This window comes from Vibrio sp. HENC-03 (assembly GCF_000305755.2).
In the GTDB taxonomy this organism is placed as follows: Bacteria; Pseudomonadota; Gammaproteobacteria; order Enterobacterales; family Vibrionaceae; genus Vibrio; species Vibrio owensii.
This window is the reverse complement of the sequence record NZ_JH976130.1, coordinates 84249-98439: the sequence shown is the minus strand read 5'-3', so window position 1 is coordinate 98439 and position 14191 is coordinate 84249. Positions and strand designations below refer to the sequence as shown.

Annotated in this window: 6 protein-coding genes, 1 tRNA gene and 1 riboswitch; of the genes, 3 read left to right on the top strand and 4 right to left on the bottom strand. The window is 45.7% G+C overall.

The features are described 5' to 3' along the window. Positions 1-133: 133 nt before the first annotated feature. Positions 134-210 (top strand) — tRNA-Asp (locus tag VCHENC03_RS02880). 893 nt (positions 211-1103) lie between these two features. Here VCHENC03_RS02880 and VCHENC03_RS02885 read toward each other — a convergent pair. Then, positions 1104-2429, bottom strand: coding sequence for a cation:proton antiporter (locus VCHENC03_RS02885; RefSeq protein WP_009707674.1), 1326 nt, complete (start codon positions 2427-2429; stop codon positions 1104-1106). Between the two features lie 189 nt (positions 2430-2618). On the opposite strand from VCHENC03_RS02885, the gene metH reads away from it, so the two are divergent. Further along, a complete protein-coding gene (gene metH / locus VCHENC03_RS02890; protein ID WP_009707673.1) occupies positions 2619-6299 on the top strand; it encodes a methionine synthase in 3681 nt (1226 codons plus the stop codon). Positions 6300-6368: 69 nt separating this feature from the next. On the opposite strand, the gene lysC is transcribed toward metH, so the two are convergent. Next, positions 6369-7718 (bottom strand): lysine-sensitive aspartokinase 3, encoded by a 1350-nt coding sequence (lysC, locus tag VCHENC03_RS02895; protein ID WP_009707672.1) that lies wholly within the window; start codon positions 7716-7718, stop codon positions 6369-6371. 124 nt (positions 7719-7842) lie between these two features. Continuing rightward, positions 7843-8021: riboswitch (Lysine riboswitch) on the bottom strand. 223 nt (positions 8022-8244) lie between these two features. Between lysC and VCHENC03_RS02900 the strand changes: the two genes are divergently transcribed. Next, a complete protein-coding gene (locus VCHENC03_RS02900; RefSeq protein ID WP_009707671.1) occupies positions 8245-9366 on the top strand; it encodes a pyridoxal-phosphate-dependent aminotransferase family protein in 1122 nt (373 codons plus the stop codon). Between the two features lie 56 nt (positions 9367-9422). Here the strand turns inward: VCHENC03_RS02900 and VCHENC03_RS02905 are convergent, their stop codons facing one another. Further along, positions 9423-11207, bottom strand: a complete 1785-nt coding sequence (locus VCHENC03_RS02905; RefSeq protein WP_032803066.1) for a PglL family O-oligosaccharyltransferase — start codon at positions 11205-11207, stop codon at positions 9423-9425. A gap of 67 nt (positions 11208-11274) precedes the next feature. Then, a complete protein-coding gene (gene uvrA / locus VCHENC03_RS02910; protein WP_009707669.1) occupies positions 11275-14097 on the bottom strand; it encodes an excinuclease ABC subunit UvrA in 2823 nt (940 codons plus the stop codon). Positions 14098-14191 lie beyond the last annotated feature (94 nt).

Genomic DNA, 14191 nt, shown 5'->3' with positions numbered 1-14191 from the left:
TGAAACGAATTAGCGTCGATGGTAGTGTGGGGCTTCCCCATGTGAGAGTAGAACATCGCCAGGCTTGTATTTTATTTTCACTTTTTATGAAAAAGTGAAGACAAAAACTTAGACTTAAATGTCTAACCAGTGCGGAGCGGTAGTTCAGTTGGTTAGAATACCGGCCTGTCACGCCGGGGGTCGCGGGTTCGAGTCCCGTCCGCTCCGCCACTTATTTAGAAACCCAGTCTTCGGACTGGGTTTTGTCGTTTAAGAGCAAAGAAATTTTCCCTTTCAGGAAACTAGTCCCATAGCCACAACCTCGAACTAGACGTCCCCGCCGACTCTCCTATTTACTCCAGACCCCAGCAGAAGTGCTGGGGTCTTTCCGTATTTGCGATATTATTCTGGTCTACGAGTAGTGAGTATTAATTGAGTGCAAGTTCAGTCGCTCTGCTACTTATTTAGATTATTTAGAAACCCAGCCTTTGGACTGGCTTTTGTTCTTTCTAGAGTATAATGACATCCCCTTTTAGGAAGCATATCCCCAAAAAACGTTCTCTTAGTCGAGTGCTCCTTCAAGCGTTTCCGATTTAATTTCTCTTATTCAGAAAAACACAAAATAACGAAGTGAAAGAGCGCCTTGGACTTTTCGTATCTATGGGCCTGTTAATTCTCTAATAAAGCTTAGTTAGCATGTAATCTACGTTTCGGACTTATCAACTCATTTAGAATACCCTACCTTAATCTAGTAATGATTTTGATGTTTGAGTCGATAAGCTCCATAGCTCTCGCTAGTCTCGTCTTCACTTATTCCTTAAAGTTGGTCTTAATCAGAAGACCCTATCTTCCATCATTCATTAACGGCTCAGCTTTGGAGTTGTTTTTATAGTATGGTGAGGGGAAACTTCTTCTTTTCAATTTGGCAAGCTACTGTCGACTCTCCTCTTAGTGTTACATCGGTCTGTGTACATGATTATGGATTAAGAAGCGCTGTATGAAGTTACTAGAGGTAGGGAGGAAGGGAAATAGGCTTTATTCATTGTTTTGGCTTTAGATTCCCTAGATTTTAGGCATAAAAAAGGCAGCTAAATGGCTGCCTAGTTTGATAACTGTAGAAGTACTTACTCTTGAGAAGCTTTTGCTTCTTGTGGTTCAACTGAGCCTTCTGCTTCCATTTCTTTCTCGGCTTGTTTCGCTTTCTCGATCATTGGCGTAATGGTGGAGCCTTGAATCAGGATTGAGAACACAACCACCGAGTAGGTCATCACCATTATGATCTCTTTCACATCAATCAATTTCTCTGGAATAACCAAGATACCCGATGGGATTGATAGTGCCATAGCTAGAGCCAGGCCGCCGCGCAAGCCACCCCAAGTTAAGATCTTGATAGACCAAGGATTATATTTTCTATAGCGCTTAAATCCGATGTAAGAAATGAACACGCTTAGATAGCGAGCAGCCAGCACTAGTGGTACTGAAATTGCCATCATGATCCAGTCTTCTTTGTGGAATTCGAACAGCAGCATCGACATACCAATAAGAAGGAATAGCACGCCATTTAAAAACTCATCGACCAATTCCCAAAAGTGGTCTAGATGATCTTCACTCTCTTTAGAGAAGCCAATAAAGCGTGTCCAGTTACCAATCATGATGCCCGATACTACCATTGCAAGCGGACCCGAAACATGAAGGTATTCAGCAAATGCGTAACCAGCGGTTGGCACACCAATAGTAAGCAATAGCTCCATTGAGTGGTCATCAGTAGCGCTGATTAAATAGTGGAAAATAAGACCTAGTACGAAGCCATAAACGATGCCACCAATCGCTTCTTGAACAAATAGGAGTGTCACACTGCCAACGGTAGGAGCTTCAGTACCGAAGGCGATGGTGAATAGTGTTACGAAAATTACCAGACCAAAGCCGTCGTTAAACAGAGATTCACCTTCGATCTGTGTAGAGATTCGTTTTGGTGCATTAAGCTTTTTAACAATGGCGAGTACTGCAATCGGATCGGTTGGGGAGATAAGCGCACCGAAGAGCAGACAGTAGACGAGGTCAAATTGAATGCCGATAACTTGGCAGAAGCCGTAAAGTACAAAACCGATAAAGAAGGTTGAGAAGAGTGTTGCACCTAAAGCGAGTACGGTGATTTCCCATTTTTGATCTTTGAGGTTAGGGAGTTTGATACCCAAACCACCGGCAAAAAGTAGGAATCCGAGGATACCTTTAAGAAGAAAATCCTCGAAGTTAATGCTGGTAACAGTTTCGGTCGCTATCTCGGTGAGATGAAACCAATCATTTTGACCTGCGATTAGAATGAGGAGTGAAAGAATCATCGAACCGGCAGTGATTGCGATGGTGGTTTGCATCTTTCCTATCTTACTGTTTACAAAGGCAATAACCATTGCCGCTGCAGATAGAAAACATAAAGTATGATAGACCGACATAGAGCTCTCTATTTGTAACATTTTATGAATGGAATTCTCGGACGATGTTGACTAAATAGCAAACATTTTTTCGAGATTATTTTGTAACTCGACGGAGACAAAATAATCAGTAATTCGTATTTTAGACGTCTAGACTCCTTTAATTTGTGTGATAGGATGGAGAAATAACTAAAGGAATGAGGCTGTACTGTGGGAAGTAATGTAAGACAACAGATTGAAGCTCAATTAAAGCAACGTATCTTGCTGATCGATGGTGGTATGGGCACCATGATTCAGGGATACAAACTTGAAGAGCAAGACTATCGAGGAGAGCGCTTTGCGGATTGGCATTGTGATCTAAAAGGCAACAACGATTTGTTGGTGCTCACTCAGCCTCAATTGATTAAGGAAATTCACAGCGCTTACTTAGAAGCTGGCGCTGATATTCTTGAAACCAACACCTTTAACGCGACGACGATTGCGATGGCTGACTATGAAATGGAAAGCCTGAGTGAGGAAATCAACTTTGCCGCTGCAAAGCTTGCGCGTGAAGCCGCTGATGAGTGGACGGCAAAAACGCCAGAGCGCCCACGTTATGTCGCGGGTGTGCTTGGTCCAACAAACCGTACTTGTTCTATCTCCCCTGATGTAAACGATCCGGGCTATCGTAACGTCAGCTTCGATGAGCTTGTTGAAGCTTATTCAGAATCAACTCGAGCGCTGATCAAAGGTGGCTCTGACCTTATTCTGATCGAGACTATCTTCGATACACTTAACGCGAAAGCTTGTGCCTTCGCGGTTGATAGCGTCTTCGAAGAACTAGGCATCGAGTTGCCAGTTATGATCTCCGGTACCATTACCGATGCTTCTGGACGTACGCTTTCTGGTCAAACAACGGAAGCCTTCTATAACTCTCTTCGTCATGTTAACCCTATTTCATTTGGTTTGAACTGTGCGCTTGGTCCTGATGAACTGCGCCCGTACGTAGAAGAGCTTTCTCGTATTTCGGAATCTTTTGTTTCTACTCACCCAAATGCGGGTCTACCTAATGCATTTGGTGAATATGACCTTTCGCCAGAAGATATGGCGGAACACGTTAAAGAGTGGGCGGAGAGTGGTTTCCTCAACCTAATTGGTGGTTGTTGTGGTACCACGCCAGAGCATATTCGCCATATGGCAATGGCAGTTGAAGGTGTGAAACCTCGTGATTTGCCTGAGCTTACGGTTGCTTGTCGTTTATCCGGTCTTGAGCCTCTTACTATTGAAAAAGAGACACTGTTTATTAACGTAGGTGAGCGTACTAACGTTACTGGTTCTGCTCGATTTAAACGTCTCATCAAAGAAGAACTCTATGATGAAGCACTAGAGGTTGCCCGACAACAAGTTGAGAACGGCGCTCAGATCATCGACATCAACATGGATGAAGGCATGTTGGATGCAGAAGCTTGTATGGTTCGCTTCCTAAACCTATGCGCATCTGAGCCTGAGATCTCTAAAGTGCCTATCATGGTCGACTCTTCTAAATGGGAGGTTATCGAGGCGGGTCTGAAGTGTATTCAGGGCAAGGGCATCGTAAACTCCATCTCTTTGAAAGAAGGTAAAGAGAAGTTTGTTGAGCAAGCAAAACTGATTCGTCGCTATGGTGCTGCAGTTATCGTTATGGCGTTTGACGAAGTTGGTCAGGCAGAAACACGTGAGCGTAAGTTAGAAATCTGTACTAACGCTTATCGTATCTTGGTTGATGAAGTCGGTTTCCCACCAGAAGATATCATCTTTGATCCGAACATCTTTGCAGTTGCGACGGGTATCGAAGAGCACAACAACTACGCCGTGGATTTCATCGAAGCGGTTGCAGACATCAAGCGCGACTTACCTCACGCGATGATCTCGGGTGGTGTTTCTAACGTTTCCTTCTCATTCCGCGGTAATAACTACGTTCGTGAAGCGATTCATGCGGTGTTCCTATACCACTGTTTTAAAAACGGTATGGACATGGGCATCGTGAACGCGGGTCAATTAGAGATCTACGATAACGTTCCAGACAAACTGCGTGAAGCGGTAGAAGATGTGGTTCTTAACCGTCGTGATGACTCGACCGAGAGGCTACTAGATATTGCAGCAGAATACGCAGGTAAAGGTGTTGGCAAAGAAGAAGATGCTTCTGCACTAGAGTGGCGCACTTGGGCGGTAGAAAAACGTCTGGAGCATGCGCTGGTTAAAGGCATAACTGAGTTCATCGTTGAAGATACCGAAGAAGCTCGCCTTAAGGCCTCTAAGCCACTTGAGGTCATTGAAGGTCCATTGATGGATGGCATGAACGTGGTGGGTGATCTATTTGGTGAAGGTAAGATGTTCCTTCCTCAGGTAGTGAAATCTGCGCGTGTTATGAAGCAGGCAGTAGCGCACTTAGAGCCTTTCATTAATAAAGAGAAGCAAGCGGGCTCTTCCAACGGTAAGATTTTATTGGCTACGGTAAAAGGTGACGTTCACGATATCGGTAAAAACATTGTTGGCGTGGTTCTGCAATGTAACAACTACGAGATCATCGATCTTGGCGTAATGGTGCCATGTGAGAAGATTCTCAAGGTAGCCAAAGAAGAAAACGTCGACATCATTGGTCTTTCTGGTTTGATTACTCCGTCCCTCGATGAAATGGTGCATGTAGCCAAAGAAATGGAGCGTCTTGACTTCGATCTTCCACTTCTGATTGGTGGTGCAACAACATCCAAAGCGCATACGGCGGTTAAGATTGAGCAGAACTACAAACATCCAGTGGTTTACGTCAATAACGCTTCTCGTGCGGTTGGTGTATGTACATCATTACTTTCAGACGAACTTCGTCCTGGCTTTGTTGAGAAGCTGGACGTGGACTATGAACGCGTACGTGATCAGCATAACCGCAAGAAGCCGCGCACCAAGCCTGTTACTTTAGAAGAAGCGAGAGCGAACAAAGTCGCGATTGATTGGGATAAGTATACGCCTCCTGCCCCTGTGAAGCCGGGCATCCACATTTTTGATGACTTTGAAGTGTCTACTTTGCGTAAGTACATCGACTGGACGCCTTTCTTTATGACTTGGTCGTTAGTCGGCAAGTATCCAACAATCTTTGACCATGAAGAAGTGGGTGAAGAGGCTCAACGCCTATACAAAGATGCTAACGAACTACTAGATCGTGTTGAGCGTGAAGGGTTACTCAAAGCGCGTGGCATGTGTGGTCTGTTCCCTGCAGCAAGCGTGGGTGATGATATCGAAGTCTACACCGACGAATCGCGTACAGAAGTGGCGAAAGTCCTGCATAACTTACGCCAGCAGACGGAGAAACCAAAAGGCTTCAACTACTGTCTATCTGATTATGTTGCACCTAAAGAGTCCGGTAAGCGAGATTGGGTTGGTGCTTTTGCGGTAACTGGTGGTATCGGTGAGCGTGAACTTGCTGACGAATACAAAGCACAGGGTGATGATTACAATGCCATCATGATTCAAGCGGTGGCGGACCGTCTGGCGGAAGCATTTGCTGAGTATCTACATGAACGTGTGCGTAAAGAGATTTGGGGTTACGCTGCGGATGAAGCTCTGTCGAATGAAGAACTGATTCGTGAGAAATACCAAGGTATTCGTCCTGCTCCTGGCTACCCAGCATGTCCAGAGCATACTGAGAAAGGACCGCTTTGGGAGCTAATGAATGTTGAAGAAAACATTGGCATGTCACTGACATCGAGCTATGCGATGTACCCAGGAGCATCCGTATCGGGTTGGTACTTCTCGCATCCTGATTCTCGTTACTTTGCGATCGCTCAGATCCAAGAAGATCAGCTGCAAAGCTATGCTGATCGTAAAGGCTGGGATAAGATCGAAGCGGAAAAATGGTTAGGTCCCAACATTAACGGTTAACCAAACCGTCTTGAAACTTAAAGGGCTGCAATTTGCAGCCCTTGTTTATTAGTGATTGAAAATACTTTATTACTCAAACAACTCGGTGTGTAATTTTTGGATTGCTTGTCGAGATACGGATTCGTGAACAAGGAAGCACAGGTTATGCGGGCTTGCTCCGTAACAGATCATACGTAGGTTGAAGTCTTCTAGCGTGCCAAATACTTGCTTCGCGTAGCCTTTGCTTTCACTCATATTGTTACCAATCAGAGCGACGAGACATAGGTCGTGTTCCACCTCTACCTTACACAGCTCTTCAAGCTCTTCACGCGCGGCTTGTGGCAATTGAGGAGCGCCGCCAGACGTGTCTGTTTGATCAAGAGTGAGTGACACACTGATTTCAGATGTGGTGATCAGGTCAACAGAGATTTTGTGCTTCGCTAGGATCTCAAATACTTTCGCTAAGAAGCCGTATGCGTGGAACATGTTAGCACTGCGTAATGTCACCATGGTTTGGTTGCAGCGCAGAGCAAGTGCTCGAAATAAAGGTGAGCTCTCTACTTGGTGGCGGATCCATGTACCACCTTTTTCCGGTTCTTTAGACGAGCCTACAAATACTGGAATGTCATGACGAAGTGCCGGAACCAATGTTGAAGGGTGCAGGATTTTTGCGCCAAAGTTTGCCATCTCTGATGCTTCGCTAAAGCTGATCTCTGGGATTGGCGCTGCTTTTGAGGCGATACGTGGATCAGTGGTGTAGATGCCCGGAACATCGGTCCAAATCTCTAGACCTGCAGCTTTCACGCCTTCTGCAATGAGTGCTGCACTGTAGTCACTGCCGCCACGGCCAAGCGTAGTAGTATTTCCTTCTTCATCTGAACCAATAAAACCTTGGGTGATAACCACGTATTTTTGGCAAAGTGGGACTAACTTTTCTTGTGCTAGTTGTGAAATGGACTCGACACTAGGCTCAGCTCGACCAAAGTTTCCATCGGTTTTTAGTACGTCGCGAATATCAAAACGAACTGCGTTCATACCACGCTCTCGCATTAGTTGAGCAAGAATATGAGTCGACATTAATTCACCACAAGCGACTAAATGATCGGTCAGTTTAGTGCTTGCTTGGATTGAAGCGGCCTCTGCCAAACTGGTGACGGTATCAAGAATCGAATAAACCTCTGCCGCAGCTTTGGTTGCGTCCTCAAGTTGCGATAGAATCGATTCGTGGATGCTTGCTAGTTTCTGAAGTACTTCCGCACGATGTTCTTGGTCTTGAACACCATTTGCCAGTTCAACCAATAGGTTAGTGACACCTGAGCAAGCGCTGCTAACCACAAGGCGAGTATTTGGGTTGTTTTCTATGATAGTGGAGCAACGACTCATTGCCTCAAAGTTGGCAACACTGGTTCCACCGAATTTTGCTACGTTAAATGCGCTCACTGCGTTCTCCCACGACTTCCTGAAAAAATAACAACAAATTAATAGGTTGCCTAATACATCCAATGTTTGGTGAGGAAAGGAACAGAGCAAATAGAGAGGTAGTTAGAATGTAATTTGAAAATTTACCCCCAGAAGCTCTTCATCATACGGCGCTGATGACAGTTGATGGGATTCAACCCAAGTCAACCGACAAGTCAAATCCTGCAACTTTGACTTACCTCGGCACTACTCCCCCTGAGTGATTGGTATTGGAATTGCGGCTCCACAAATCACCTGCCTGGGCAGTGCTCCTCTTCTGCATAAAGCTTAAACATTGAACGGTTTTGCTGTCACATTGTCAACCAATATCTCAACCAGAATGAAAGTTTTTATTAACGAATTTGTGACAGTGGTTTGACCTCTATACTTAGGGCTAATTGCCGATAGAGGAAAAATCTATTAGGGTGAAAACTTCGATACCTGAGCCAACCTTTTGAATAGAACTTTTATAACGCTCAGGATGAATGACTGCAATCAAGGAGCTGACATGCCGATCCAAAGCTTTATTCCCCCACACCGTATTTTGATGGGACCTGGTCCATCTGATATTTCCCCTCAGGTTTTACAAGCGCTTAGCCGTCCAACAGTTGGTCACTTAGACCCGCTTTTCATTGCCATGATGGATGAGCTAAAACAGCTGCTTAAATACGCTTTCCAAACGGAAAATGAATTTACTATCGCAGTTTCTGCACCGGGCAGTGCGGGTATGGAAACGTGCTTCGTTAACCTGATAGAAAAAGGCGACAAGGTCATCGTCTGCCGCAATGGTGTTTTCGGTGAGCGTATGCGTGAAAACGTGGTTCGTGCTGGTGGTGAAGCGGTTGTCGTCGATGATGAATGGGGAACCCCTGTATCGGTCGATAAAGTTGAAGAAGCGTTAAAGCAGCACCCTGATGCTAAGATTCTTGCTTTTGTTCATGCTGAAACATCGACGGGGGCGGTAAGTGATGCTCAAGCTCTGGGTCTACTCGCGAAGCAATACGGTCTGTTATCGATTGTTGATGCTGTGACCTCGCTTGGTGGTGTACCTCTTAAAGTTGACGAGTGGCAGTTAGATGCGGTGTATTCCGGTAGCCAAAAATGTCTTTCGTGTGTTCCAGGTTTATCGCCTGTGACGCTTTCTCCGGCAGCTATTGAGAAGATTCAATCAAGAACGACACCGGTTCAAAGCTGGTTCTTGGATCAAAGTTTAGTATTAGGTTACTGGAGTGGAGAAGGCAAACGCAGCTATCACCACACTGCGCCCGTGAACAGCTTGTATGCGCTGCATGAAGCTCTACTTATTCTTAAGAATGAAGGTTTAGAAAATGCGTGGGCACGTCACCAGTTAATGCACGAGAAGCTCAAAGCAGGTCTGCAAAAACTAGGTTTCGAATTTGTGGTAGAAGAAGAGTATCGACTACCGCAATTGAATGCGATTTATGTCCCTGAAGGAATTGATGAAGCAAAAGTGCGTAATCACTTACTTGAAACCTACAACCTAGAGATTGGTGCAGGTCTTGGTGCACTGGCTGGTAAAGCATGGCGAATTGGTTTGATGGGCTATGGTGCTCGACCTGAAAATGTAGCTTTGTGTTTGCGAGCTTTAGAAGAGTCACTGACTGAATAAATCGATTCGGTAATGAGGTAAAGAAAAGCGAAGATTATTCCTTCGCTTTTTTGTATTTATTGCTCAGCACCTGAAGTCGGTGTTGGTGAAGCAGAGATGGCTTGAGAAGGTGGCTGATAGTTGACGCCACTGAAATCAATTTTAGGGAACAGGAACTGTGCCTCAGCGCGAATTTGCTCTGCCTTGCTTGTGTCATCCAACCCTTGATATGCCAGTATCAAGTTGTTGTAAAACGCCGGGCGTGGCTTGTCTTTAATGATTTCCAATGACCAATCAATGTAAGGCTGAATCAAGGTTGGATCTTGCTTGTATAAGCCAATGTTTAAGAAAGTACTGTACACATCCCAATCTAAACGATCTTTCCAAACAACAGGGTTCGTCACTTGATTCAAAATATCCGGGTTAGTTGGGCGCGTAGTTTCAAACTTGGTTAAGACATAGTTGGTGTGTAATGCGCTAACCATGTAGAAAGTAAACACAGCAGGAATGACTAGGCTACATACTCGCAGTAAGCTCTTGGTCACTTTGCTAAACGGTGCTTGGCGGTAACGAGAAACACGTTGGTCGACCCAATAAAGCAGAATCACAAAGATCAGCCAATGCACCAATGAATGATAGAAGGGATATTCTAATTGTGAGTGCAGCACGATTGGAATAAACAGAGCCAACAGTGCTAATCGAGTACCGCGTTTGGCTTGGTAGATGCGATATAGCACTAGCGCCATTGCCAAAAAGATCCCCAGAATTGGCAACAGTCCGCCTTCTACCGCCCAGTACAACAACTCATTGTGCGGGTGATCCATCGATGGCAAGCCCGCAGGATAGCTTTCATTGAGGGCGTGCTGACGTGCCGTATATAGCATGTATTCTGATTCAAATTTGCCGTAACCATAACCAGTGAATGGCTTCTCAATCACCATGTCCAAGGTTTGAGGGAAGGTATAGGCTCGTGCTGACTCCATGTTCACCTTTTCGCTGGCTAGACCGTCTCCATCGGGAAAAGCGATCTGCATGATCACAATAGATAAGGCTAATCCTGTTGCCATTGCGAGCACCCAACGTACGAATCTTGCTTTGGTTGCGAAGCGGTACATATACGGAATGACTAGTAGAATTGCGATGATAGAAGCGAGCCATCCCGTTCGAGATGCCAAGGCGACAATTAACGGTAGAGTGAGTACTGGCACGGCATAAAGCAGATAGATATCGCTAAGTTTACGCGAGTATTTATAAGGTTGACGGACAAGCAGGTAACTTGCGATAACTAAACCAGTTGCAAGGAAGCTCGCCATGACATTTGGTTGCTGGAAGATGCCATAAGGACGGTTAGCTACCGTGTCGTATCCAAATACGTTTCCTGGTTTAAGGTAAAGATATTGCGTTAAACCGAAAATCGCTTCGATAACGACGGCAAGCACAATAAACCACAATAAGCGCTGACGATGCTTGTTACTGAAATGGAATTGCTGCAGCACGATGAAGAACAACATGCCGCACCACTGGCCAATCAGCTTATTTGCTGCAAGCGCACTATCCGCATTGGGGTAGAAGATAGGCAGCGTCATGATGATACAGCTGATCAACAGACCAATTGTTAATTTGGAATAGCGTAATACACGATTGGTCGCAAGTTGGTAGCAGCCAATACCAAGTGCAAAGCTGAACGCAATCCACGTGGTCGCATTAAAAGATAGTGCTAGTCCAGAGCCACCCGGATTAGGCATGAAGAAGTGCATCGCCAGCAGAAAGAGTGCTGCTAACGCGATGAGAAACTTGCGGTTAAGAGGAACTTGCACTTTACCTGGAGAAAGCTTAGTTCCACTGACGTGTATAGTGGCCATAGTTATTGTGTTGTTTTGAATGAAAAAAGACCAGCAATGGCTGGTCTTTGTACTTTACCTGTTTTTTCTACTTCAACATAGGCTTAAGGAAGCGAGCTGTGTGCGAACCTTCGATCTGAGACACATCTTCAGGCGTTCCTTGTGCGATGATCTCACCGCCGCCTTGCCCACCTTCAGGACCTAAGTCGATAATCCAGTCTGCCGTCTTAATCACATCGAGGTTGTGCTCAATGACGACAACGGTATTTCCGTGGTCTCGCAGACGGTGAAGTACAGTTAGTAGCTGCTGGATATCGTGGAAGTGCAGACCTGTTGTCGGTTCATCCAAAATGTATAAGGTTTTGCCTGTATCACGCTTAGACAGCTCTCTAGCCAGCTTCACACGCTGAGCTTCACCGCCTGACAGCGTAGTTGCTGCTTGACCTAAGCGAATGTAAGACAGGCCTACATCCATCAGAGTTTGCAGCTTACGAGCAATCGCTGGTACTGGATCGAAGAAAGTACGTGCATCTTCTACCGTCATTTCCAGTACTTCATCAATGGTCTTGCCTTTGTAACGTACTTCAAGTGTTTCGCGGTTGTAGCGCTTACCTTTACACACATCACAAGGAACGTAGACATCTGGTAGGAAGTGCATTTCTACTTTGATTACGCCATCACCTTGACAGGCTTCACAGCGACCGCCACGAACGTTAAAGCTAAAGCGCCCCGGTTTGTAGCCGCGAGAGCGCGACTCTTGCGTGCCCGCAAACAGTTCACGAATCGGAGTAAAGATCCCAGTGTAAGTGGCTGGGTTTGAACGTGGTGTACGACCGATAGGGCTTTGGTCAATGTCGATAACTTTATCGAAGTGCTCTAAGCCTTTGATTGCTTTATATGGTGAAGGGTGTGCCGTTGTTGCACCATTCAATTGGGTATGAGCAATCTTAAAGAAGGTATCGTTAATCAGTGTTGATTTACCTGACCCAGATACCCCCGTAATACAGCTGAACAAGCCAACAGGAACGGAAAGATCGACATTCTTTAAGTTATTACCTGTCGCACCAAGTAGTTCAACGGTTTTCTTCGGATCGCGTGGCGTACGCTCTTTTGGTACCGCAATCTCTTTCGCGCCACTGAGGTACTGACCAGTCAGTGAGTTTGGATTGGCGATGATCTCGTCCATCGTACCTTCAGCGACCACGTTACCACCGTGTACACCTGCACCTGGACCGATATCGATCACGTGATCAGCACAACGAATCGCATCTTCATCGTGCTCAACCACTAACACTGTGTTACCCAAATCTCTTAGGTGGGTCAGGGTTTTCAATAGGCGTTCGTTATCACGCTGGTGGAGACCAATCGATGGCTCATCCAGAACGTACATGACACCCACTAAACCAGCACCAATTTGGCTCGCTAAACGAATACGTTGAGCCTCACCGCCTGATAAGGTTTCCGCGCTACGCGATAAGTTGAGGTAGTTCAAACCCACGTTAACCAAGAATTGTAGGCGATCGTTGATTTCCTTCATCACTTTTTCAGCGATTTGGGCGCGTTGACCTTCTAGCTGCAATGAGTGGAAGAATTCCAATGCGTCGGCGATGCTGAGCTCAACGATCTCCGGTAGTGTCGTATCAGCAATAAAAACGTTACGTGCTTCTAGGCGCAGACGTGTACCGCCACAGCTTGAGCAAGACTTGGTCGAGATGTATTTCGCGAGCTCTTCACGTACTGAGTTAGATTCAGTATCGCGGTAACGGCGTTCAAGTGTATTCAGAATCCCTTCAAAAGGATGACGCTTAACACGAATGTCACCACGATCGTTAATGTACTTAAACTCGACTTCAGTACGCCCCGATCCTTTAAGAATGATGTCTTGGGTTTTCTTTGGTAGAGAATTAAATGGTGCGTGAAGATCGAAACCGTAGTGATCCGCCAGTGCAGTCAGCATCTGGAAGTAGTAATAGTTCTTTTGATCCCAGCCGCGAATCGCACCTTGTGCCAAACTCAGCGTTTCATCTTGAATGACTCGGCTTGGATCAAAGTATTGCTGCACGCCTAAACCATCACAAGTGCCACACGCGCCAGCAGGGTTGTTGAACGAGAACAAACGAGGCTCAAGTTCTTGCATGCTGTAGCCACAAATAGGGCAAGCAAAGTTAGCTGAGAAGATCACTTCTTCGCCGTCGCCGTCCATTGGTGCCACAACCGCAATACCACCAGAAAGCTCTAGTGTGGTTTCGAAGGATTCTGCCAAACGTTGCTGCAAATCTGGGCGGACTTTAAAGCGGTCTACAACCACTTCAATAGTGTGTTTCTTGTGTAGCTCTAGTGGTGGTGGATCAGAAAGATCGCAAGTTTCACCATCGATGCGTGCGCGGATGAAACCTTGAGCTGCTAGGTTCTCTAGCGTTTTAACGTGCTCGCCTTTACGCTCTTTCACGATGGGAGCAAGTAGCATCATTTTGCTGCCTTCTGGTAACTCTAAGACCTTGTCAACCATTTGGCTGACGGTTTGAGCGGCAAGCGGCGTATGATGAGTCGGACAGCGAGGTTCACCAACGCGAGCATAAAGCAGACGTAGGTAGTCGTATACTTCAGTAATTGTACCAACGGTAGAACGCGGGTTATGTGATGTTGATTTCTGCTCAATCGAGATCGCAGGAGATAAACCTTCGATGTGGTCAACATCTGGTTTTTCCATTAGAGACAAAAACTGACGTGCGTAAGCTGATAGCGATTCTACGTAACGTCTTTGACCTTCAGCGTACAAAGTATCGAATGCGAGAGAGGACTTACCAGAACCACTCAAACCAGTAATGACAATCAGTTTATCGCGGGGGATAGTGAGGTTGATGTCTTTGAGGTTATGGGTGCGGGCACCACGAACTTCTATTTTATCCATCGTTTTTGCTCTATGTATAACCAAGTGACGCAAGTATTACATAGTGTGAGAAATGTGCAAAGAAAATACTGGACAAAAAAACAGTAAACAAAAA